This is a genomic window from Nocardia cyriacigeorgica (genome assembly GCF_010858045.1).
Classification (GTDB): domain Bacteria; phylum Actinomycetota; class Actinomycetes; order Mycobacteriales; family Mycobacteriaceae; genus Nocardia; species Nocardia cyriacigeorgica_E.
On record NZ_JAAGVC010000007.1, the window covers coordinates 94,366 to 116,060 of the forward strand.

Annotated in this window: 21 protein-coding genes and 1 pseudogene; 12 read left to right on the forward strand and 10 right to left on the reverse strand. The window is 68.5% G+C overall.

What is annotated here, in order from left to right; all coding sequences use genetic code 11:
- Positions 1-95 precede the first annotated feature (95 nt).
- Both GV790_RS09440 and GV790_RS09445 read right to left on the reverse strand, forming a co-directional pair.
- Entirely contained in the window at positions 96-242 is a 147-nt protein-coding gene (locus GV790_RS09440; RefSeq protein WP_104361371.1) for a DUF1059 domain-containing protein, read from the reverse strand.
- A 102-nt stretch (positions 243-344) separates the two neighbouring features.
- Positions 345-1,052 carry a cyclase family protein gene (locus GV790_RS09445; RefSeq protein WP_163812939.1) on the reverse strand — a complete coding sequence of 236 codons (708 nt, stop codon included), beginning with the start codon at positions 1,050-1,052 and terminating at the stop codon, positions 345-347.
- A 496-nt stretch (positions 1,053-1,548) separates the two neighbouring features.
- On the opposite strand from GV790_RS09445, the gene GV790_RS09450 reads away from it, so the two are divergent.
- From GV790_RS09450 to GV790_RS09470, 5 genes are all read left to right on the forward strand, one after another.
- Positions 1,549-2,193 (forward strand): DUF1579 family protein, encoded by a 645-nt coding sequence (locus GV790_RS09450; RefSeq protein ID WP_218586392.1) that lies wholly within the window; start codon positions 1,549-1,551, stop codon positions 2,191-2,193.
- Between the two features lie 79 nt (positions 2,194-2,272).
- A complete protein-coding gene (locus tag GV790_RS09455) occupies positions 2,273-5,425 on the forward strand; it encodes an acetyl-CoA carboxylase family protein (RefSeq protein ID WP_163812673.1) in 3,153 nt (1,050 codons plus the stop codon).
- 45 nt (positions 5,426-5,470) lie between these two features.
- The gene (locus GV790_RS09460; protein WP_163812675.1) at positions 5,471-5,971 is read left to right on the forward strand and encodes a VOC family protein; all 501 of its coding nucleotides are present in this window, start codon (positions 5,471-5,473) and stop codon (positions 5,969-5,971) included.
- Between the two features lie 29 nt (positions 5,972-6,000).
- Positions 6,001-6,813: a MerR family transcriptional regulator gene (locus GV790_RS09465; protein ID WP_280213398.1), complete on the forward strand. Its 813-nt coding sequence runs from the start codon at positions 6,001-6,003 to the stop codon at positions 6,811-6,813.
- Positions 6,814-6,997: 184 nt separating this feature from the next.
- Positions 6,998-7,495: a hypothetical protein gene (locus tag GV790_RS09470; protein ID WP_163812679.1), complete on the forward strand. Its 498-nt coding sequence runs from the start codon at positions 6,998-7,000 to the stop codon at positions 7,493-7,495.
- 15 nt (positions 7,496-7,510) lie between these two features.
- On the opposite strand, the gene GV790_RS09475 is transcribed toward GV790_RS09470, so the two are convergent.
- Entirely contained in the window at positions 7,511-8,146 is a 636-nt protein-coding gene (locus GV790_RS09475) for a DUF1345 domain-containing protein (RefSeq protein WP_163812681.1), read from the reverse strand.
- 6 nt (positions 8,147-8,152) lie between these two features.
- Positions 8,153-8,635 (reverse strand): LysR family transcriptional regulator substrate-binding protein, encoded by a 483-nt coding sequence (locus GV790_RS09480; protein WP_306042921.1) that lies wholly within the window; start codon positions 8,633-8,635, stop codon positions 8,153-8,155.
- Positions 8,636-9,180: 545 nt separating this feature from the next.
- On the opposite strand from GV790_RS09480, the gene GV790_RS09485 reads away from it, so the two are divergent.
- From GV790_RS09485 to GV790_RS09500, 4 genes are all read left to right on the forward strand, one after another.
- Positions 9,181-9,405 carry a hypothetical protein gene (locus GV790_RS09485; protein WP_163812683.1) on the forward strand — a complete coding sequence of 75 codons (225 nt, stop codon included), beginning with the start codon at positions 9,181-9,183 and terminating at the stop codon, positions 9,403-9,405.
- Positions 9,406-9,600: 195 nt separating this feature from the next.
- Positions 9,601-10,476 (forward strand): SDR family NAD(P)-dependent oxidoreductase, encoded by an 876-nt coding sequence (locus GV790_RS09490; RefSeq protein WP_228805911.1) that lies wholly within the window; start codon positions 9,601-9,603, stop codon positions 10,474-10,476.
- A 30-nt stretch (positions 10,477-10,506) separates the two neighbouring features.
- Positions 10,507-11,358 (forward strand): LLM class F420-dependent oxidoreductase, encoded by an 852-nt coding sequence (locus tag GV790_RS09495; RefSeq protein WP_163812685.1) that lies wholly within the window; start codon positions 10,507-10,509, stop codon positions 11,356-11,358.
- Between the two features lie 245 nt (positions 11,359-11,603).
- Positions 11,604-12,518 (forward strand): alpha/beta hydrolase family esterase, encoded by a 915-nt coding sequence (locus GV790_RS09500; protein WP_163812687.1) that lies wholly within the window; start codon positions 11,604-11,606, stop codon positions 12,516-12,518.
- 210 nt (positions 12,519-12,728) lie between these two features.
- Here GV790_RS09500 and GV790_RS09505 read toward each other — a convergent pair.
- Together GV790_RS09505 and GV790_RS09510 are read right to left on the reverse strand one after the other, a co-directional pair.
- A pseudogene (locus GV790_RS09505) lies at positions 12,729-13,862 on the reverse strand (transcription termination factor Rho, short form); the annotation flags it as partial.
- Positions 13,863-14,319: 457 nt separating this feature from the next.
- Complete coding sequence (locus GV790_RS09510) at positions 14,320-14,730, reverse strand: hypothetical protein (protein WP_163812692.1); 411 nt, start codon at positions 14,728-14,730, stop codon at positions 14,320-14,322.
- A 149-nt stretch (positions 14,731-14,879) separates the two neighbouring features.
- Between GV790_RS09510 and GV790_RS09515 the strand changes: the two genes are divergently transcribed.
- Both GV790_RS09515 and GV790_RS09520 read left to right on the forward strand, forming a co-directional pair.
- Complete coding sequence (locus GV790_RS09515; RefSeq protein ID WP_375139381.1) at positions 14,880-15,542, forward strand: HEAT repeat domain-containing protein; 663 nt, start codon at positions 14,880-14,882, stop codon at positions 15,540-15,542.
- A gap of 14 nt (positions 15,543-15,556) precedes the next feature.
- Entirely contained in the window at positions 15,557-16,555 is a 999-nt protein-coding gene (locus GV790_RS09520; RefSeq protein ID WP_163812696.1) for a HEAT repeat domain-containing protein, read from the forward strand.
- 110 nt (positions 16,556-16,665) lie between these two features.
- Here GV790_RS09520 and GV790_RS09525 read toward each other — a convergent pair whose 3' ends face one another.
- Positions 16,666-17,583, reverse strand: coding sequence for an alpha/beta hydrolase (locus tag GV790_RS09525; protein ID WP_163812698.1), 918 nt, complete (start codon positions 17,581-17,583; stop codon positions 16,666-16,668).
- A 137-nt stretch (positions 17,584-17,720) separates the two neighbouring features.
- Positions 17,721-18,080 carry an MmcQ/YjbR family DNA-binding protein gene (locus tag GV790_RS09530; protein WP_163812700.1) on the reverse strand — a complete coding sequence of 120 codons (360 nt, stop codon included), beginning with the start codon at positions 18,078-18,080 and terminating at the stop codon, positions 17,721-17,723.
- A 389-nt stretch (positions 18,081-18,469) separates the two neighbouring features.
- Here GV790_RS09530 and GV790_RS09535 point away from each other — a divergent pair, with 389 nt between their 5' ends.
- On the forward strand, positions 18,470-19,423 hold the full coding sequence (locus tag GV790_RS09535; RefSeq protein ID WP_163812701.1) for a DNA polymerase domain-containing protein: 954 nt from the start codon (positions 18,470-18,472) through the stop codon (positions 19,421-19,423).
- 33 nt (positions 19,424-19,456) lie between these two features.
- Here the strand turns inward: GV790_RS09535 and GV790_RS09540 are convergent, their stop codons facing one another.
- Both GV790_RS09540 and GV790_RS09545 read right to left on the reverse strand, forming a co-directional pair.
- The gene (locus GV790_RS09540) at positions 19,457-20,818 is read right to left on the reverse strand and encodes a phosphatase PAP2 family protein (protein WP_163812703.1); all 1,362 of its coding nucleotides are present in this window, start codon (positions 20,816-20,818) and stop codon (positions 19,457-19,459) included.
- Positions 20,819-20,940: 122 nt separating this feature from the next.
- The gene (locus GV790_RS09545; protein WP_163812705.1) at positions 20,941-21,651 is read right to left on the reverse strand and encodes a TetR/AcrR family transcriptional regulator; all 711 of its coding nucleotides are present in this window, start codon (positions 21,649-21,651) and stop codon (positions 20,941-20,943) included.
- Positions 21,652-21,695: the final 44 nt, after the last annotated feature.

The window sequence follows — 21,695 nt, forward strand, 5'->3', positions numbered from 1 at the left end:
TGTGACCCTCTCATTCGTAGGTCGAACGGGAGGTGCAACCGATCGACACGACCGTGAAATTTTTCCGAGAATTTTTCCGGCGCTGTTCGCGCAGGTCAGTACGCGATGAAGAGGATCTCGTCGCGCGTGTAGTCGTGGCCGGGGTGCTCGGCGGCGAGGTGGGCCTGGGTCTTGGCGACGAGGTCGTCCTCGTCGGTGCCGGTGATGTGTTCGCCGCAGGGGCAGTTCAGTCTGGTCTTCACGCGAGTGCCCTTCGTCCTCATGGAACACGGTTGTGTCGAGTGAACCACGGCGGCCGCTATATGTGAACGGGATTTAGTAAATCGGTTTCACTTCCGGTGGGCTTACGGCGGAATGATGCCGAAAACGGTTGCCGGCGAGCCGGAACCTCCACGGTAGATCGGCCCACCCACCAGCACCCACGCCCCGGTGGCCGGGAGCGCGGCCAGGTTGGCCAGGCATTCCAGGCTGATCCGATGCTCGCGGTAGAGCAGCTTCGACACCGTGTACTCGTGGTCGGTGCCGAGGTCGGGCCCGAAGGTATCGATGCCGAGAGCGCCGCGCCGCCCGAGCCGCCCGGTCTCGAGCAGCCATTCGACGGCGTCGACCGCGAAACCGGGCATATGGCCGGCGTCGGTCCCGGTGCCGGCGAAGTCGGGGGTGCCCCATTTCCCGTCCCAACCGGTCCAGGCGATCACCGCCGCACCGTCGGGTATCCGCCCGTGCCGCCGCTCCCAGCCGCGCAGCTCCGCGGCCGTGATCGCATGGTCCCGGTCACGCGCGCACTCGGCGCGCACATCGATCCTGACCGCAGGCAACAGCAGATCGTCGAGGTCCAGTTCATCGGCGGCCGCACCCGCGGGGTCGAAATGGATCGGCGCGCCCCAATGGGTCCCCGTGTGCTCACCCTGCCGCACATGCCGCAGGTAATAACCATCCGAGGCAATCGTCGCCACCGTATCGACCTCGAAGGCAGGATCACCGGGATACACCGGTGTGGTCGCCGGATCATGCACATGCGACAGATTCACCAGCCGCCCGAACGGATTCATCGCACCTCCGACCGCATCGACCCACCGAACCAGCGGCACACCAGCACCGTACTCACCGGACCATGATGCGCCCGGACCTCGACGCCGGCCTGGTCATCGTCGATTGCGTCGCCGGTCTTCCGGTGACGATCGCCGAAGCCGTGGCCGGCGTCGAGGCCTGGGGTCTCGGTGGTCCATGGCTCGGCCGCGGGTGCGCGGACATTGCCGTTCGAGCCGGGAACACCGAGAGTCCGGCGCCGAGACGGTTCCGCGGGCCGTCTCGGCGCCGCCGATTGGGCGGCCGGATCCACGGTGCATCCAGCGTCGGCGCGAATCACGCGTAGTGGACTACTCGTTCGGACGGCTCATCAACCGCAGACCGATAACCATCGGTTCTCAGAACGGGTATTGGACGGTGTGTCCCGGGGCGCGCAAGATCGGTGACGGCCGTCGCCGAGCCCGGCGACTCGAGGCGCTCGTTCCGTCGAACCGGTGGTCGAGCAGGACAGGAAACACCGTGATATCGAACAAGTTCCGCCGGCTGTTCACCGCCACACTGGTCGCGGTGGCGGTGCTCGGCACGGCATGCGGATCGCCCGACGCCGGACAGGCATCCTCCGCCCCGGCAACGTCTGTCGTCGCGACGAACATGCCCGAGCACCAGGACGCCGGCCATGCCAGGCTGAACGTGCTGGCCGGGGAGTGGCGGGCCGACAAATACACGTATGTGGCCGGCGGAACCCCTGATGCGCCGCTGCGCGGCGACCTGGTCTCGCGGTGGCATTGGATCGCCGAGACCGGCGGCAACTTCCTTCAGGAGGAAGTGTCCGGGATTCTCAGCGGCAAGCCCTACTTCCGGATGGGCCTGCTCGGCTATTCCCCGCTCGACGATCGCTACGAATGGACCACGGTCGACAGCATTACGCCCATGACGATGGCCTACCGCAGCGATAAGGGCAGCGCGGGCGGCGAGGTCATCACGATGTCGGGCGAATTCACCGACCCCGGTGTTCTCGGCGCGGAGAACACGGGTAAGCCGACGGCGATGCGCACCGAGCTCCGGATCGAATCATCGGATCGAGTGGTCATGGAAATCTTCTTCGCACCCACGGGCCTGCCCGAGCGCCTCGCCGACCGCGTCATCTTGACCCGTCGGGCGTGAACTGCGCGCTCGTCCCCAGGGTCGCGGCACGAAGACGAATAATTGACATTGACGTCAAGATTAACGACTATCCGGTGTCATGGATATCGTCGTGGCGAACCGGGGCGAGATCGCCGTTCGTATCGTGCGGACCGCCCGGGAGCGCGGATATCGCACGCACGTGCTGCACACCGGTGCGGAATCGGAATCGGCGGCTGTGCGGCTGGCCGATGAGGCGGTGCGGTTGGCCGGCGAAGGAGCGGCGGCTTATCTCGACGTCGGCGCCGTCGTCGCGGCGGCCGGTGCCGCCGGGCCGGGTGCGCTCGTGCACCCGGGGTATGGATTCCTCAGCGAGAGTGCGGATCTGGCGCTGGCCTGCGCCGAGGCGGGGTTGATCTTCGTCGGCCCGGACGCGGCGGTGCTGCGCACCTTCGGTGACAAGGTGGCGGCACGCGCGGCAGCGGAGCGGGCGGGCGTGCCGGTGCTGCCCGCGACGCAGGCGGCCGGCCCAGCCGAGATCGCGGACCTGCTGGCGAAGCATCCGGACGGTGTGATGGTGAAGGCCGCCGCGGGCGGGGGCGGGCGCGGGATGCGGATGGTGTTCGCGGCCGACGAGGTCGCGGTGGCCTATGAACGCTGCCGGTCCGAGGCGCGCAACGCCTTCGGCGACGCCACGCTCTACGCCGAGGCGCTCATCGCCGACGCCCGGCATGTCGAGGTGCAGGTCGTCGCCGACGGAACGCACGCTGTCGCGCTCGGTGACCGGGATTGCAGTGTGCAGCGCCGTCATCAGAAACTCATCGAGATCGCGCCCGCACCGGCGCTCGCGCCCACCCTGCGGGAACGGCTGCATCGCGATGCGGTGCGGATCGCCGAATCAGTGGGCTGCCGGGGCGTGATCACGGTGGAATTCCTCGTCGCGGGGGAGGACGGATGGTTCCTCGAGGTGAACCCGCGGCTCCAGGTCGAGCACACCGTCACCGAGGAGATCATCGGCACCGATCTCGTCGGCATCCAGTTCGACCTGGCGCTGGGCCGCACGCTGACCGAACTCGACCTCGGTCATCCGGCGCGCGGCTACGCGGTGCAGGCGCGCGTCAACGCCGAACTCGTCGGAGTGGACGGCGATCTGCTGCCGACCAGCGGCACCATCACCCAGTTCGGCCCGCCGACCGGCGCCGGCGTCCGAGTCGACACCGCCGTCCACGCCGGCATGCGGCACGGCACCCGATTCGATTCGTTGCTGGCGAAGGTGATCGCGCGCGGCCCGGCATTGGACAGCGCCATGCGCCGCTGCCGCGACGCGCTCGCCGAGACGACCATCTCCGGCGTCGATACCAATATCGCGTTGCTGCGCGCGGTCCTCGACACCCTGGACGGGCCGGTATCGACCGGATGGTTCGAACGCACCACCGGCGAATTGCTCACTCGTGCAGCCGATTACGCATCACACGCCGGCCCGGATCAGCAGCAGGAGGCTCTCGATCTCGGTGCGGACGAGTGGGTGGTTCGCTCGCCGATGGGCGCCACCGTGACATCGGTGGCCGCGCCGGGCGCCGTGCTGCCCGCCGGCGCCGAGGTGGCGGTGCTGGAGGCGATGAAAATGCAGCATGTGGTGCGCGCCGAGCGTGCGCTGCGCGTGCAGCGGCCCGCCGTGGCCGCCGGCGATGTGGTCGACCCGCATGCCGTGCTGCTGATCGTCACCGACGCCGACCGTGACGGCACCGGCGAGGAGGCGGCCGTCATCGACCTCGATCAGGTGCGCGACGACCTCGCCGAAGTGCGGCTGCGGCACGACACGCTGCGCGATGATGCCCGCCCCGACGCCGTCGCGAAACGGCATCGCCTCGGCCGTCGCACCGCCCGGGAGAACATCGCCGACCTGGTCGACGCCGACAGCTTCGTCGAATACGGCGGATTGGCGGTCGCCGCGCAGAGCCGCCGTCGCAGCATCGAAGACCTCATCGCGAACACTCCCGCCGACGGGCTCGTCGCCGGCATCGCCACCATCAACGCCGACCGATTCGGACCGGAGCACTCGCGCGCGGTGGTGATGTCCTACGACTACACCGTCCTGGCAGGCACTCAGGGCATGCGCAACCATGCCAAGACCGACCGCATGCTGGAACTCGCCCGCGAACGCGAACTGCCCGTGGTGTTCTTCACCGAAGGCGGCGGCGGACGCCCCGGCGACACCGACTACGCCGGGGTGTCCGGCCTGGACGTCACCACCTTCCGCGCCATGGGCGCGCTCTCGGGACGAGTGCCCTTGATCGGCATCGTGTCCGGACGCTGCTTCGCCGGAAACGCCGCGCTGCTGGGGATGTGCGATGTCGTCATCGCCACCCCGGACGCGAATATCGGCATGGGTGGTCCGGCCATGATCGAAGGCGGCGGGCTCGGCGTCTACAAGCCAGAGGACATCGGACCTATCGAGGTGCAGCGCCGCAACGGCGTCGTGCACATCGTCGCGGCGAACGACGCCGAGGCAGTCGCGGTGGCGCGGCAGTACCTGGCGTACTTCCAAGGCGCGATCGAGGAGTGGGAAGCGCCGGACCCGCGTCTGGCCCGGCACATCGTGCCCGAGAACAGGTTGCGTGCCTTCGACATTCGCGCGGCGATCGAGGCGATCGCCGACCTCGGCTCGGTCCTGGAACTGCGCCGCGACTGGGGAGTCGGCATGGTCACCGCCCTCATGCGCGTGGAGGGCAAGCCGTTCGGCGTCATCGCCAACGACTGCCACCACCTCGGCGGTGCCATCGACGCCGCCGCGGCCGACAAGCTCAGCGCATTCCTGCGGCTCTGCGGCACCCACCGCCTGCCGATCGTGTCCCTCTGCGACACACCGGGTTTCATGGTCGGGCCGGAGATCGAGAAGGAGGGAGTGGTGACGCGGTTCGCGCGCCTGTTCATCGATGCCGCCGCCCTCACCGTCCCCTTCGGCACCGTCATCCTGCGCAAGGGATACGGGCTCGGTGCACAGGCGATGGCCGCCGGATCGTTCCGGGCGCCGCGATTCGTGGTCGCCTGGCCCACCGGCGAGATCGGCGGCATGGGCCTGGAAGGGGCGGTGCGGCTCGGCTTCGCCAAGGAACTGGCCGCGATCGAGGATCCCGAGCAGCGCCGGGAAACCTTCGACAACCTCGTCGAACTCGCCTACGCCAACGGCAAGGCGCTCAATGCCGCCACCCTGCTCGAGCTCGACGACGTCATCGATCCCGCCGACACCCGCCGCTGGATCAGCACGCTCTGAACCGCGACTTGACCCTCACGTAGCGTCAGGCTCGACGATGACGTCATGACCGACCGCTACGACGCCTTCGAGATCAGCCCCGTTCCCGTCCCCGGACCCGACGCCGAACCACCCGAGTTGTACCGCGGCATCTACGGGATGCCCATGTTCGTCATCGCCCCGACGCCCGATATGGCGGCATCGGTGGACTTCTGGGTCCGCGGCCTCGGCTTCATGGACTTCTTCACCGCGCCAGGGCGCGTCACCCACTTGCGCCGATGGGCCTTCCAGGATGTGCTGCTCGTGCCAGGCGAGCGGGCAGGCGACGCGGCAGGACCGACCGTCAGCTTCTCCTGCGTGCTCGGCCAGCTCGACGAGATCGCCGCGGCCTGCGAACAGCTCGCCCCCGGTTCGACCACCGGGCCCAGGCAGATGCCGTGGAACTCGGTGGAGGTGGAGGTCCGCACGCCGGAGAACACCCGCGTCATCATGACGGCGGCGCGGCCCTGGGACCCGGACAGCGCCGAGGCCGAGCACCTGCGCGAGATCGGCATCACCCGCGAGTGAGGCGCGGCGGCGCTGGGACACTGGGCGGTGTGGCCGATCCGGGAGCTCACGACGTCGAGGCAGGACTCACCGTTGGTGCGGTCGCGGCGCGGGCGGGCGTCACCGTCCGCGCCCTGCACCACTGGGATGCGATCGGCTTGGTCAGCCCCTCCGCCCGCACCGACGGCGGTTACCGGCTCTATACCGGTGCGGATCTCACCCGGCTGCACCGCGTGCTGGTCTACCGGGAGCTCGGCGTGCCGCTCGCCGAGATCGCCGGACTGCTCGACGCGCCGTCGGCCGACGCGCTGGACGCGCTGCGCCGCCAACGCGACGACCTGCGCGAACGCATCGCTGAGCTGGAACGGATGGGCGCGGCGCTCGACCGCATGATCGAGGCCAGGGACTCCGGCATCCTGCTGTCGGCCCAGGAGCAGGTCGCGATGTTCGGCAGGCACTGGCGGCCCGAGTGGGTCGGCCGGGCCCGCGAACGGTGGGGTGACACCGAGCAGTGGGCGCAGTACGCCGAGCGGGCCGCCGATCGCGGGCCCGAGCACTGGCAGCAGATCGCCGACTCCGTCCACGCGCTCAACGCGGACCTGGCCGCGGCCTGCCGCCGGGGCGTACGGCCCGGCAGCGCGGAAGCCGATGCGCTGGCCGAACGTCATCGGGCCTCGATCGGGGCCTATTTCGATTGCACCCATGCGATGCAGGTCTGCCTGGGACGCAGGTATGTCGCCGAGACGGGATATACCGAGTTCTACGACGGGTTGGCGCCCGGCTTGACGGTGTGGTTGCGAGAGATCATTGATGCGAATGCGCGCCACCACGGTGTCGATCCCGCGACGGCGACCTGGGAATGAGCGGGGCCGGTCCGGTCGTCCAGCTGGACGGGCCGTGGGTGTCTGCGGGATCGCGGACGATCCGGACGGTCGCGTCATGGCGCGACGGCCTGCGCTCGGCGGCGGCGGGGTGGGGGAGTGATGCCCGTTTTGTCCCGGTTCCTGGTGTCGGTAGGGTCCTGGGTGCATTGATACGGAGGATGACATGGACGCGCAGCAGCCGGTGCCGACCCGCACGCCGTGGCTCGACCTGGAGCAGGTCGTGGACGGTGCGATGTCGCGGCGGATGGTGCTGAGCTTTCTCCGGTCGGCGATCGGCCGGCCCGTCCTGGTCGCGCTCGTCATCATCTGGCTCGGGATCTGGGTGGTCGTCGCGCCGGTCGGCGGTCTGTATCTGCCGGTGTTCCTCTCGGTGCTCATGACGTTCATGGCGCTGGCCCTCCCGCTGGGCCCGGCCCTGCGCACCACGACCCTGCACGCCCGATCCGGCGCCGTGATCCGCGCCCGATACTTCGAGGACTTCTTCACCACCGGCGTCGACGGCGACGCCGACAGCCACCGATACGACGAGGTCGAGTCCGTCGACGTTCGCACGGAACAACTCGTGGTGCTCGGCTACACCGATCAGCGTCGCGAAATCCTGCCGCGCGAGCTCGTACCCGACGCGGCCCTGGCCTTGCTGCGCGCCGGTACCGCTGCCTGAGCCGCCGCCGGGCGATCATCCGGTGGCGATATCCATGACGAGGTTGATCGTCGTCGCGAGGATGACGGTGCCGAAGGCGTAGGACAGCAGATTGTGGCGCAGGGTGATGGCGCGGATCCGCGAGCTGGCGACGTCGGTGTCGGAGACCTGGTAGGTCATGCCGAGGTTGTAGCTGAAGTAGAAGAAATCGCGGTAGGCCGGTGCCTCATCGGAGTTGAAATCGATACCGCCGGTGGGTGATTCGTAGAACAGGTAGGCGTAGCGGGCCGCATACATCAGGTGCAGCGCCGCCCACGCCATGAACACCCCGCCCAAGGCGAGGGCGGCTGCCGCTTCACCCGCTCCGGAACTGCCGAGCGCTAAAATCACCACGATCCCGATCAGCCCGCTCGAGGCCGCGCCGACCACCGCCAGTTCCTCGATGACGGGCTGGAAGTCTTCGCGGCGCGCGTTCGCCCGCGTCTGCTCGGCCGTCATCGGCCACAGGGCGAACCATCCGCCGATGACGAACAGCGTATCCGCCGTGGCGATACCGGCGAGGACCCCGAGCGGCCATTCGGTCAGCACTCCGACGAGCGCGCCGATCACGACGCCGACCAGCGCCGAGGCGATGAGCCGACCGACAGCCGAGCGCAGAAGCCGAGCCCTCATGCTCGATCACTGTACTGATGAGTCCGGTCGGTTCAGTCGGAACCGGGTCAGGGAATCCGCCGCAGCGCGTCCTCGATTCCCGCCGAACCCACGGTCTCGGTCAGCGCCCGGGTCAGCACCGACCTCGGTTCGTCGGCGTGGGTGACCAGTGCGATACAGCAGGTACATCGGCATGTCCAGTGCTTCTGCCCAGGTGATCGCGTCGGTGCGCCCGGCGAGCAGCTCAGCGCCCGATGCCAGAACAAGCCGCTCCTGGTAGAGCGGGGCGACGGTGAGATCACCGATGTCGAGGCCGTGCGGATAGACGATCCCGGCGTCGAGTTCGAAGCGGCGAATTCGGTCGACGATGTCCGAGGACCGGAGACTGGTCTCCGAGCGCACCCGAACCAGCGGATGTCGGGTGCAGAACGGGTCGGTGAGCGGCGCGACGGTGCTCGACGCCTCCGGTATCGCGCTGATCCCCAGGTCCCCGGTCAGGCCGGTGCGCAGTGCGGTGACTCCGCGCTAGCCATGGCAATCTTCTGGCAATCCATCATTAGCCACTATTTGCAGGAACTCTCCCGAATCGCGGCATACTCAGTTACTCTTGAGCGAACGCTAGTCGATGTTGTGCTCTTGCGGCCCCTGAGGGGGACGCGCCCGGTCGGCGGAGGCGATGGGCTCCAGTATGCCATCGCCGACGGCGGCCGATCCGCTCGTGAGTTTCTCGACGACAACGCTCGGACGTGCGCTCGATGTCCGTGCGGGAGAGGCCGTTACGAACATGCCGACCTCGGCTACAGCTGGTTCCGATCACGCGGCCGACCTGCCGGGTGGTGATCAGTGCAGGGGGTAGAGCCACCGGAGAACAATTCCGACAGCACCGCTACGCACCGCTCAGCCGACGATCCCGCGTACGAACACTGCCATGAGGTGCCCATTCTGCTCACCGAGCGGCACGCGCGCGGAATCGTCGGTATCCATGAACGTCTCGGATGCGGCTTCGACACCTGTCCGCGGTTGCGCGCTGCCCGTCTGTATCTGGCGACGCTCTCATGACGGCCCCTGATGAACCCGAGCCGCAGAGCTGGGTGCAATGGTCGGACGGATCCTGGGCGCCGGTGTATGCCGACGGCTGGACCGGCGAGCCGGTCAGGTTGACCGAAATGCTCGGTGCCGCACCGTCGTCGGGGGAGCTCGTCGGCCCGTACATCGACGTCGATCCACTCTCGGTCACCGATACCGAATCGACCGAATCGGAGGCCGGAGGTACAGGGTAGGGGCGAACCGCCGCGGGCCGACCGGAAACCGACCGGGCCGAAGGTCCGTCGCCGCACAGTGATAGCAGCTGCGCAGGCGCCGAGGAGACGTTCCACCTCCCGCCCAGCGGGACGCGGTACCCGCCATGCCGGGCAGGCACGGTTCAGTGCATGAGACGTGGACCGCATACTCGGATGTGGTTTCTCCGGCGGCGGATGGAGTCGATGGTGGGCCTGAATTCGGATCGGATCGTGGTGGTGACCGGTGCCAGTCGCGGCGCGGGTAAAGGAATCGCGTTGGCACTGGGCGAGACCGGGGCCACGGTGTACGTCACCGGTCGCACTCGCACCGAGGGCGAGGCACCGCTGCCCGGCACCGTGTTCGCGACCGCCGAGGAGATCACCCGGCGCGGCGGCCGTGGCGTGCCCGTGGTGCTCGACCACGGTGACGACGCGCAGGTCGAGGCATTCTTCGCCGACCTGCGCGATCAGCACGGGCGGCTGGACATCCTGGTCAACAATGCCCTCACGGTGCCCGACGGCCTGACCGACAAGGGCCCGTTCTGGGAGAAACCGCTGACCCTGCTCGACCTGCTCGACGTCGGTATGCGCTCGAGCTACGTCACCAGCTATTACGCGGCGCCGCTGCTGGTCGCCAACGGCGCGGGACTGGTGGTGAACACCTCGTCGTTCGGTGGCACCTGCTACATGCACGGCCCGGCGTACGGCGCGGGCAAGGCGGCGGTGGACAAGATGGCCCACGATATGGCCGTCGATTTCCGGCCGTGGAATGTCGCGGTGGTCTCCATCTGGATGGGCTTGCTGAAGACCGAACGTACGCTTGCCGGTTTCGCCGCCGACCCGGGGGCCTACGAGGGTCTGGCCGCCACCGCCGAATCGCCGGAGTTCACCGGCCGCGTCATCGACGCGCTGGCTCGCGACCCGGAATTGATGAAGCGCAGCGGCCAGGTGCTCATCGGCGCCGAGATCGCGCAGGATCTCGGCGTCACGGACACCGAAGGGCAACGGCCACCGTCGCACCGCCCGTTCCTCGGCGATCCGCCGGTGTTCTCCGACGCGGTCATCGACTGAGCCACGATCAACCCGACCGGTAGGAGCATCATGAAGTTCGGTCTGTCGCTGTTCACCAGCGATCGCGGAATCTCGCCCGCCGACGCGGCGAAATCGGCCGAGGACCACGGTTTCGACACCTTCTACGTCCCCGAACACACCCATATTCCGGTGGCCCGCACCTCCGACCACCCCGCCACCGGCGACGAAACCCTGCCCGACGACCGCTATATGCGCACTCTCGACCCGTGGGTCGCGCTGGGCACGGCTGCCGCCGTCACCACCCGGATCGGTCTCGGCACCTCGGTGGCGCTGCCGCTCGAACACGATCCGATCGCCCTCGCCAAGACCGTCGCGACGCTGGATCACTTGTCCGGCGGCCGAGTGGTCTTCGGTGTGGGCTACGGCTGGAATCTCGAAGAACTCGCCGATCACGGTGTGCCGCCGAACAAGCGGCGCACCGTGCTGCGCGAATACCTGGAGGCGATGGGCGCGCTGTGGACCGAGGACGAGGCGGCCTATGACGGCGAATACGTCGGCTTCGGGCCCAGCTGGGCCTGGCCGAAGCCGAAACAACGGCCGCGCCCGCCCATTCTGGTCGGGGCCGCGGGCACCGAGAAGACCTTCGCGTGGATCGTGCGCTCGGCCGATGGCTGGATCACCACACCTATCGAGCGCGATATCGACTCGGGCGTGCGGCAATTGGCGAAGATGTGGCGCGACGCCGGCCGCACCGGTGACCCACGCGTCGTCGTGCTCGCCGACGAACCCGACCCCGGCACGCTGAGCCACTGGCGCGATATCGGCGTTGCCGAGGTGGTGTTCTCGCTACCGGACGCGGACACCGACGAGGTGCGCGCGTTCATCGAACAGCTCGCCGGGAAACTCCAGGGGCAGCGCTAGCAGGCATTGCGCCGTCCGACCGGGCGAGTCGTCCGGTTCGGGCGGCTGCGGGCTCATCGCGTCGGCACCTCCGGCTCCGTGTCGTCTCCCGGACGAGGGCACCGACGCAATGACGGGCGCTCGCGGACGTTGTGTGCCGAGGGGGAGCCGGTGTCCACCTGCCGCCGACATTGTGGTCTTGCGTGGCCGTCGGGTGTGATTGTGTTGTAGTCGGGAAAAACTCGGCTGCGCAAGGGAGTTCGACTATGCAGTCATGGACATCGAGAATCGGCAGACTGGTCGTGGCCGCCGCCGGAGCGATGCTCGCGGTCACCCTCACCGGTCCGCCGGCCCACGCGGCGGGTCCGGGGCCGCTGCCGCCGCCCGGTCCGTCCTGTTCCACCACACCGACCGGTAACGAAGCCAAGGAAGTGGACCTCGCCGACTCGACCGGCGCGGTTCGCACCTACCGGTTGTTCGTTCCGGCGGGCCTCACCGGCCCCGCGCCGCTGATCATCGCCCTGCACGGTGGCCAGAGCAATCCGGCCAAATTCGAGGGCGAGTCCGGCTGGACCGGGTTCGCCAAGACCAACAAGGTCATCGTCGCCTACCCGCGCGGCAGCAAACCCGACGGCGGTGCGGGCAAATGGGCGTGGGAGTTCGCGCGCAACGTCGGCCCGGACGTCGCCTATCTCCGCAGCGTCGCCGAACACATCGCGGGTACCTACTGCGTCGCCCCTGACCGCGTCCATGTCGTCGGCCACTCCAACGGCGGCCAGATGACCACCCGGATGGCCTGCGAAGGCGCCGCGTGGATCGCCTCGGCCGCGGTCTGGGCCGGCGCGAAAGGCGCATGGGACGCCGCCGACTGCCCGGCCTCGCGCCCGATCTCCTACGCCGTCATGGTCAACGACAACGACCCGATCATCTGGCAGTGGCTCGCCGAACAACACCGCGACCACTGGCTGATGATGAACGACTGCGGCGCCGAGCACACCGAATCCGGCGCGGGCGTGCTGCGCGGCCAGCGCTTCGACTGTGCGGCGGGAACCGAAGTCGTCTACCGCCTCTACGACGGTCCGGACGACGTGAGCAAGGCCCACGACTGGCCCGCCGATCCCGCCGGAGCGTCCGTGCGCAACCGCATGTGGCAGTTGTTCGACGGGAACCGGCTTCCGTAGGGGAGCGGCGGTCGCCGGTGCGTCGCTGTTCGCGCCGACGACCGCCACCTCGGTGTTCCGGCGCAGGGCAGTCGTCGTCGCGGTGGCGTCGGGACGTACCGTGCGCGGCGACGTGGCTGCGGCGGCCGCCAGGGGAGTCGCACCGCGGGAGGCGGGGCCGCGTTGCCTTCTCGCCTTGCCCGGCCGGGCGGTCGTCACCCGCGGCGCGGATCAACTGGAAGTGCGGATCTGGTGGAGGAATTCGGCATTCGAGTCGGTCTGCCTGAGCCCGGTGAGCAGCAGTTCCAGGGCTTGCTGGGGTTCTCGGGTGGCGAGCGTTTTGCGCAGTGAGTGGGTGGCGGTGAGTTCTTCGGGGGTGAGCAGGAGTTCTTCCTTGCGGGTGCTGGAGCGGTCGATGTCGATGGCGGGGAAGGTGCGGCGGTCGGCGAGGTGGCGGTCGAGTTTCAGTTCGGCATTGCCGGTGCCCTTGTATTCCTCGAAGATGACGGTGTCGGCGAGGGATCCGGTTTCGACAAGTGCGGTGGCGATGATGGTCAAGGATCCGCCGTTCTCGATGTTGCGGGCCGCGCCGAGGAATTTTTTCGGTGGTGCGAGCGCGCCGGCGTCGACGCCGCCGGAGAGGATTCGGCCGGAACCGGTGGCCGCCAGGTTGTAGGCCCGGGCGAGGCGGGTCAGCGAATCCAGTAGCACGACGACGTCGCGGCCCATTTCGACCAGGCGTTTGGCGTGTTCGATGGCCAGTTGGGCGAGTGCGATGTGTTCGCGGGCGGGCTGGTCGAAGGTGGCGGCGGCGACCTCGGCGGGCACGGCGCGCGAGAGGTCGGTCACCTCCTCCGGGCGTTCGCCGACCAGCACGAGCATCAGGTGGCATTCCGGATGATTCTTGGCGATACCGTGGGCGATGGATTGCAGGACAGAGGTTTTGCCTGCCTTCGGCGGGGCGACGATCATGGCGCGCTGTCCTTTGCCGATCGGCATGACGAGATCGGTGGCACGCGTGGTCATTTCGTGTGCCTCCGTCTCCAGTCGCAGCCGGTCTCGCGGGTAGATCGGGACGAGGTCGCCGAAGTGCGGCCGAGACCTGGCCTTGCCGGGCGGTAGGCCGTTGACGGCGTCGATGCGGATCAGTGGTGCGAGTTTCACACCGTCGCTGGAACCGGCGACGCCGATGACGGTATCGCCGGGGCGGAGCCCGTATTCGCGGATCAGGCGCGCAGGCACGTGGACGTCGCCCGGTCCGGGCAGGTAGCCGTCGACGCGCAGCGTGGCATGTTTATCGGTGATGTCGAGGATTCCGGAGACCGCTGCGTGTTGAGCTTCGGGTTCCTGAATATGGTTGTTCTGCATGGGTTTTCTCCTAGAGGAGTGGATCGGTGGAGGCAGGCCGGTACGAGAATCGCCTGCGCAATCGCGCTGAATGGAGCGCGCGGCCGGCCCTGTTCGGAGGGCCATGATGCCGAGGGCACGGGATACGAATCCGTGGAGATGAATCGAACTCTTGTGGGAGGGACCAGTCACCTGCATCCACAAGATGGAGACGCGCCTACCGTAGCGCTGATCGTGATAACACGCAAGGCTGCCCGATTGTTCCCGGCGTCGCATTCGCCGCGCCGAGGCCCAGTAGCCCACGGATATCGCGCGCTCTTGGGCGGCCGTGGTCATGACCGGATATCACGACGGTCACCGGTCCGGCCTCGGCGACTTACGACGGCGTGGCGCGGCTGTCGGAGCCAATCACCGAGTCATCGGCCACACCGATATCACTCGCTCCGCCATGACGGCGAGCGGTTCGCGCATGCGCTCAGGTGTAGCCGATGAGCCCGGAGGACAAGCTGTCCAGGCGGAGGGCTTCCAGCGTCTGGTCGCGCACGTCGGGGCAGTAGTGGATCGTCACGGCGTCGATGAAGGAATGGTCCCGGATGATGGCGCCCTCGAAGTTCTGGTATTCGGCGGCCCAGGTCCGGACGTGACCCTCGAAAGAGATCAGCCCGACATCCGGGTGCTCCCGCCAGGTGGCGGTGTCGACGAGCAGCATGTCGCACAGATAACCGGCGGCGACCGGGCCGACCTCCTCGACGGACGGTTGTGGTGGGGGCTGAGACGCCGGTTCGTCACCGGAATCGTCGGAACACGCACCCAGCACGGCGGCCGCGGCGATCACCGCGGCGAGCCATGTGCGTGACATCCGGCGGCCCGACGGGGAAGTGCTCATGGCGAACCTCCTTTCGACCAGGGAGTACCCGCCTCGGCGGAGTCGACTCGGTGCCGGTGACGATCGGACCGCGGCGCGCCAGGGCGGCGCGTGACTTCCCGCCTTGACCTTGACACTGTGACAAGGACTTGAGTGATTCGGCGAAGGAGGTGGTTGTCGTGAACACAACCAACCATGAGGTGGATGTCCGCCTCGTCGATGCCCTCGCCGCCCCCGATTCGTCGGTTCGACTGCGAGCGGCGCTGTCGGCCGGCACAGTCGGCGATCCACGGCTGGCCCGGATCCTCATCGATCGGTGCGCGATCGAACCGGACTTCTTCGTCCGGGACATGCTGACCTGGGCATTGTGCCGCCTGCCTGCCGAGCTCACGCTGCCGCTGCTGCTCGCCGAGCTCGATTCCGAGACCCCGCAGGCCCGCAGCCAGGCGCTGCACACCCTGTCCAAGATCGGCGATCCGAGTGCTTGGCCGGTGGTGTCGGCCCTGCTGCACGACGAGCACGACGACGTGGCGGTGAGTGCCTGGCGCGCGGCCGCGGTGCTGGTTCCGTCCGGCGCGGAGAGCGGACTGGCCTACGACCTGGCAGCTGCTCTGGGCCGCGGCGACCACCAGATGTGGTTGAGTCTCAGCCGCGCTTTCGCCGCGCTCGGCGACGCCGCCGCACCCGCCTTGGCCGCGGCGATGACGCATCCCGACCCGCACGTGCGCGCCCACGCCGAGGCGAGCGAACAGTTGCGGCTCGACCCCGACAGCGGGTTCGCGTCGTCGGTCGAGCTGGCCAAGCGCGCCGCCGCGCTGGGCCAGAACGCATGACAGGAGGCGACGGCATGTTGATCGGTGAGGTCTCGCGGCGCTCCGGCGTCAGCACCCGGATGTTGCGTCACTACGACGCGCTGGGGTTGGTGACGCCATCGGTGCGCACCGCGAGCGGCTACCGCGAGTACTCCGCCGACGACATCCGTCGCCTCTTCCATGTCGAATGCCTGCGCACCCTCGGGTTGTCGCTGACCGAAGCCAAACGCGCCCTCGACGATCCCGGCTTCACGCCCGGAGACATGGTCGAGCAGCTGGTCCGGCGCACCCGCGCCAGGATCGCGGCCGAGCAGGATCTGCTCAGGAAACTCGAGCGCGTGGACGCGGCCGCACCCGAGCAGTGGGAGGCGGTGCTGAGCGTCGTCACCCTGCTGCATGCCCTGGAGTCGGAATCGGGGGCCGACCGGCAACAAGCGGTGCTGGCCCAGTACGAGGGCGCGACGTTACCGGTCGACGCGCTGGTAGCGGCAGCACTGTCGGAGGAGGACCTCAACGTTGCGGGCGCCCTGCGCTGGTCGTTGGCGCGGGCAGCCGGTGCCGGCCTCGACGATCTCGCCGCAGGGTTGGATTCGCCGAAACCCGAGGTCCGGCGCCGTGCGGTGGCCGCGATCGCGGACGTGCCGACCGCCGAGGCCACGGCCGTCCTGCGCCGCGCGCTGGGCGATCCCGATGTGGCGGTCCGGGACCGTGCCGCCGTGGTTCTCGGTTCCCGTCACATCACCGAGGCGATGCCGCGCCTGCTGGAGATGGTGACCGAAGGCCGCGCCGACGTCGAGGCGGCCGAGACGCTCGGCGTGCTGGCGGCAACCGCGGCCGACGACATCGTCGCCGCCCTGCGACACCGCCTCGACACCGACGACCGGCCGACGCGTCTGCGGATCACGCAGGCGCTGGGCGAGATCCCCGCGCCCGCCGCCCGTCAGGCGCTGACCGAATTGAGCGGGGACGACGATGGGTGGGTCGCCGCAACGGCCGTCGCCGTCCTGCGGGGAACGTCCGGCCCGGAAGAATGAGTCGCTGGCACCGGGAGCTCGCGCCCCCGCGGCCTCCGAGGGTGTAACGCCTTGCGAAGTCCTCGACCACACCCGCCCCGGATGACGTGCCCCGCCTGTTGTCGCCGGTGTCAGGCTGCTCGGTCGAGTCGACTGCCGAGCCACGCCTCGATATCGTCCAGCGCGGCCTGCGCCATCGGCGTCGGATGTCCGGTGAACCCGTGCGGTGCACCGGGATAGATACGCAGGTCGACCTCGGCCCCGGACGCCGACAGCCGGGCTGCCATGGCGAGATTATCGTGCAGCAGAATGTCCTGCTCGCCGACAACCATGAGAATGGGCGGCAGACCGGCTGGTTCGGCGTAGATCGGCGAGATATCAGGATGGGTGCGGTCCGGCGCCGCCCCCGCATAGGCCTCGAGGAAGTACTCGTCCGCGATCAGCCGCCCCGCCGGTGTCTGGGCGCTCAGATCGTACGTCCCGAATTGCAATACGGCACAGTCGAATGCGTCGATCCCGCGCTCGCGCAGCCGCAACAGCGTCGTCATCGCCAGCGTCGATCCCGCCGAGAACCCGCCCACCGCGAGCTTCTCGGTGCCGAAGCGCCGTTCGGCGTGCTCCACCAGCCACAGCGCGGCGGTTTCGCCATCATCGGGCGCGGCCGGCCACGGATTCTCCGGGGCGAGCCGGTAATCCACGCTCACCACCGCGATCCCCAGCGCATCCGCGAGCCGCCGATTCCGCACATCGCTGCCGGCGGCCGACCCCATGTAGAACCCGCCCCCATGGAACTCCAAGAACACTCCGTTCACCGTCGCGCTCACGGGCAGATGAATCCGCACCGGCACCGAGCGCCCTTCGGCCTCCACCACCTCGTCGACCGCTGGTGGATCCACTGAAGGATGGCCACCGGCACCGGCCCGGACCTCACGAAGCTCCTCGACATTCCTCGGCCCTCGTCCCGGGGTTCGGTTTTCGTAGAACCCACGCGACTCGTCGACGAGAGGCCGCAGGCGGGGATCGATCAGATGGTCTAGTGCGAGTCGCATGAACACTCACGGTACTCGAGCCGACGCGATCCATCGGCCCCGAAGCGGCGACCCGGCCATTCGCGCGCGCGATAGCTTCGGCCACACCTCGTCCCGCCCCAGTCCGAGGCGCATGTACCGCGCGTGCATGCTCACTGTCACCCCGGACCGTCGGGATGCGCGAGATCATAGGCGCGAGAAACCTTCTGGGGGACCACCATGCGCCAAGCGTCCACGACCAGCTCGCGCGCCTCGGCTCGGTCCAGGGCGGCGAGATCGGCGTGCACCCAGTTGAACCGCATGTCCGCCGCAGACGGCAGCTGGAACTTGTGCGGTTCGCTCGCGACGAGGGCCGCCCGCTCCTCCTTCGGGAACGCGAAGCCCATCTCCGTCTCATCCAGGGAGAACGCGACATAAACGATCTGCCCGACGCGGAACTTCAACCTGCCGCGCACATACACCTCGTACGACCGCTCGAGCTCGGTGCCCAGCGGCCGAACGTCGTCGAGTAGTGCCATGCTCGGGCCTTCCTTCGGCAGTCGGGAGCGATCACAGCAGGCCGTCCTTACCCGCGGCACACCGGGCTCTCCCTGTCGATGACCATATCGAGAGACCCGCGGTGCGCCGTCGAGGTCAGGCCCAGCCGACGGTGGATCGGTGCGCCCGTCGGCCATGAGGTGTGTGGATCGGTGGCCACGCATCCCGTGGCCTAGTGCTCCCGGATAAGTATCCGCCTGAGTCGGCTAGCCGGCATTTGTCCGGCCAGGCCGTCGTCAACACGCAACCGAGGATGACGTGCTCGGGTTCGAGTTCCCGCAACACGGTGCGCCGCACAGCGGTGGCGTCGAACGGGTGGGGTCGGCGCGGCTTCGTTGACGGCCGGCCGGTGGCGGGGGAGTGTGGAGCGATGACGGGAGATCTGACGCGTCACGGTGTCGAACTGTCCAACCTCGATCAACCCTTGTTCGATCGGGCCGACGCGAGCAAGGGCGATCTGCTGAACTACCTGGAGTTCGCCGGTGAGCGGCTACTCCGAGTGCTTCGCGGGCGGCCACTCTCGGTGGTGCGAGTGCGGCCGGGGCAGGAGCCGTTCATGCAGAAGAATCTCCCGAAATACACGCCGGAGTGGGTGGCGCGAACGACCGTGTGGGCGGAGAGTTCGCGGCGCGAGATCAGCTACGCGCTGTGCGACGATCTGCGGACGTTGATCTGGTTCGGCAATCAGCGCGCGGTCGAATACCATCCGACCTTGTATTACGCCGAGTCCGCGCCCGAACCCACGCACCTGGTGCTAGATCTCGATCCCGCACCGGGCCAGACCTTCGCCGACGCGGTAGCCGGTGCCCGCCTGATCCGGGAGGCGCTGGCCGCCGACGGGCTGGCGGGCGCGGTGAAGACGAGCGGTTCCAAGGGGCTGCACGTCTTCGTGCCGGTCGTGGCGGGTATCGATGTCGAGGACGCCGCCGCGGCCACGCGGGCGGTCGCGGCCCGCGCCGAACGCATCGACCCCTCGATCGCCACCACCGCCTTCATCCGCGAGGACCGCCACGGCAAGGTCTTCCTCGACGCCACCCGATCCGGCGGCGCCACCGTGGCCGCGGCATACAGCCCGCGCATCCGCCCCGGCGTCACCGTCTCCTTCCCGCTGCCGTGGTCGGAACTGGACAACGTGACACCGGCGGATTTCACGCTCCGCACCGTCCCCGCCCTGATCGGCGACACCGACCCATGGCAGTCGGAAATGCCTGCCCCGCAGGAACTTCCACAAGACCTGATCGACGAGGGCCACACGATCCCGGTGGCCCGAGTGCAGGCCATGCACGAGGGTAAGCGACGGGCGCGGGCCCGACGGCAGGAATGACCTGGCGATGGGTGGCCTCGATGGCAGTTCGCTTCAACGACGCTCGAGTGCGTCCTGCTCCGCCTCGCCTGCAACGACCTCCGGACGTTGCGGAGCGAACCAGGTTCGGTAGAACACGATCGACAATGCGGTGAGCGCGCCAAGGATCGCGATACCGAAGGGGAGCGGGTGGGTCGCCATCGGCATCGCGAAGTAGCGGATGCACAGCAGCACTGCGGCGAAAGTGGCTGTTCCCATCGCCACCACCAGCACGCGCTGACGGTCCCAGCCTCGGCCGGGGTCGCGCAGGGCGGACTCGATGGTCAGGCAGAATGCGGCGCCGGCCACGAGGTCGAGGCCGTAGTGGGCGCCGAGGCCGAGGGTCGCGGTGAGGGTGCATACCAGCCAGAAGGCGCCACCCCAGCGCAACCAGACAGGTCCGCGACGTGAATGGATGAACAGGGCGAGTGCCCATGCGGTATGCAGCGACGGCATGCAGTTACGCGGTGTGATGGCGTCGAACGGCATCGATTCGACCGAGATGGGGAGCGCGGGAACGGTATTCGGCCAGACGTCGGCGAGTTCCATGCCGTTTCCCCATGGTCCGAACGCGAGCACGGGCCCGACGACCGGGAAGATCACGTAGAAGATCGGGCCGATGAGACCGATCGCCAAGAATGTCCGCACCAGGTGGTGCTGCGGCCACCTACCTGTGGTCACGCCGCGTAACTGCCAGACGGCGACGACGATGGCGGCCACCGGAAGCTCGAAGTACACCCAGCGCACCAGCCCCGTCGGCACCGGCCCGGCCAGCTCGAGCGCATGGCCGACGATCCAGGACGGATTGCCGAGCGCGCGATCGGCCACCTCCACGTACGGGTCGAGCACCTGCGGACACGCCCAGGCCGTGACGTCCAACCAGACATCGCCGACCTTGGTCGCGAGGATGAGCAGCGCGCCGAGCGCGATCATGTGCAGTGCCGTGCGTCGTCGCGCACCACTCCACCGCAGGGCGGCGATCAGCGCCAGCGCCGTCAGCACGATGGTCGGTCCGTTGCCGACGGTGAAGGGACGGCCGTCGAACGCCCGAACCGCGACGAAGACGAGGTCGATGGCGACCGCGGCCGCGAGTGCGCTCACCCGCACCCGGGTGGTGACACCGACCAGTGCCAGCAGGAAGCCCGCCCACGGCGTCGTCGCCGACTTGGGCGTTCCGATGTAATCACGAACGAGGCTGGTCAACGGGCCGAGAGCGTGGATGTGAACGGCCATGAGCTGACCCGCGACGAGTACGAGCACAGCGGCGGCGATGCCGCCCCACACCACGAACGGCGAGAATCGACGCTCCCGGAGTTGTTCGACTTCCGCCGGCTCCGGAGGTGAGGTCGAACTGCCGTGCGTGTCGTGAATAAGCATTCGGACATCGTAAATACTCGGTGAACACGGCTTGACGGGACGCTTGACGGAGGCCGTCGGTGGGTGAAAACGCCTGGGCGGCAGGAGGGGACGTCGCCGCGAGCTGGTGGCGTCACCGCTGGTCAAGGCTCCGGTATCGCGGACGAGCTCGGTACGTCGTCGATGTGTACGTGGTGCGCTCCCGCGGCGTCGAGATGGTCGCCCTGGATGGACTGGCTGTGTGCCAGTAGGGCGTCGTAGTCCACGGCGGCGCCGCGCATGATCGTTTCGATGGCTCGTTCGGCGTCCTCGTCGTCGAGATGGTTGCCGAACAGGGCGCGGTAGTGCACGAAGGCGGCGATGAGGTCGAGCATTCGTTCGATGTCCACATCGTCGCGCAGGTCGCCGCGGTCGACGGCGCGAAGCAGCATCTCCCGCACCGCCTTACGTGATGGCTCGATCACGGTGTCGAGGTATCGTCGGCGCAGTTCGGGATCGGCTGCGCATTCGGAATACAGGGCGCTGTACACCTCGGGGGCGATGGTGCGGTAGGCGGCGAGGAACAGGGTGAGGCCGTCGGCGATATCGCAGAGCGTGCACCCGGTGTCGGGTGGCAGCGGGGTGTCGAGCCGGCTCTCGATGGCGGCGAGGACGAGTTCGGGCCGCCCGGACCAGCGTCGGTAGATCGCGGACCGGGTGGTGCCGGCACGGCGCGCGATCTCCCCGACACTCACGGCGAAATAGGCGCTGTTCTCCAGGAGTTCGAGGGTGGCCGCGGTGACGGCGGTCGCGATGCCCGCGTCGCGGGGGCGACCGCCCGGCCGTCCGCCAGTCGTGTGCTGCGGATTCGTCATAACGGCCAGTCTACGGATTCGTTACAGACAGAATCGTAACGGAT

Bases quoted from the DNA above. Each gene is read 5' to 3' on its own strand.
- GV790_RS09445 (WP_163812939.1), bottom strand. From the start codon at position 1,052: ATGAATCCGTTCGGGCGGCTGGTGAATCTGTCGCATGTGCATGATCCG.
- GV790_RS09455 (WP_163812673.1), top strand. From the start codon at position 2,273: ATGGATATCGTCGTGGCGAACCGGGGCGAGATCGCCGTTCGTATCGTG.
- GV790_RS09460 (WP_163812675.1), top strand. From the start codon at position 5,471: ATGACCGACCGCTACGACGCCTTCGAGATCAGCCCCGTTCCCGTCCCC.
- GV790_RS09470 (WP_163812679.1), top strand. From the start codon at position 6,998: ATGGACGCGCAGCAGCCGGTGCCGACCCGCACGCCGTGGCTCGACCTG.
- GV790_RS09475 (WP_163812681.1), bottom strand. From the start codon at position 8,146: ATGAGGGCTCGGCTTCTGCGCTCGGCTGTCGGTCGGCTCATCGCCTCG.
- GV790_RS09485 (WP_163812683.1), top strand. From the start codon at position 9,181: ATGACGGCCCCTGATGAACCCGAGCCGCAGAGCTGGGTGCAATGGTCG.
- GV790_RS09490 (WP_228805911.1), top strand. From the start codon at position 9,601: ATGGAGTCGATGGTGGGCCTGAATTCGGATCGGATCGTGGTGGTGACC.
- GV790_RS09495 (WP_163812685.1), top strand. From the start codon at position 10,507: ATGAAGTTCGGTCTGTCGCTGTTCACCAGCGATCGCGGAATCTCGCCC.
- GV790_RS09500 (WP_163812687.1), top strand. From the start codon at position 11,604: ATGCAGTCATGGACATCGAGAATCGGCAGACTGGTCGTGGCCGCCGCC.
- GV790_RS09510 (WP_163812692.1), bottom strand. From the start codon at position 14,730: ATGAGCACTTCCCCGTCGGGCCGCCGGATGTCACGCACATGGCTCGCC.
- GV790_RS09520 (WP_163812696.1), top strand. From the start codon at position 15,557: ATGTTGATCGGTGAGGTCTCGCGGCGCTCCGGCGTCAGCACCCGGATG.
- GV790_RS09525 (WP_163812698.1), bottom strand. From the start codon at position 17,583: ATGCGACTCGCACTAGACCATCTGATCGATCCCCGCCTGCGGCCTCTC.
- GV790_RS09530 (WP_163812700.1), bottom strand. From the start codon at position 18,080: ATGGCACTACTCGACGACGTTCGGCCGCTGGGCACCGAGCTCGAGCGG.
- GV790_RS09535 (WP_163812701.1), top strand. From the start codon at position 18,470: ATGACGGGAGATCTGACGCGTCACGGTGTCGAACTGTCCAACCTCGAT.
- GV790_RS09540 (WP_163812703.1), bottom strand. From the start codon at position 20,818: ATGCTTATTCACGACACGCACGGCAGTTCGACCTCACCTCCGGAGCCG.
- GV790_RS09545 (WP_163812705.1), bottom strand. From the start codon at position 21,651: ATGACGAATCCGCAGCACACGACTGGCGGACGGCCGGGCGGTCGCCCC.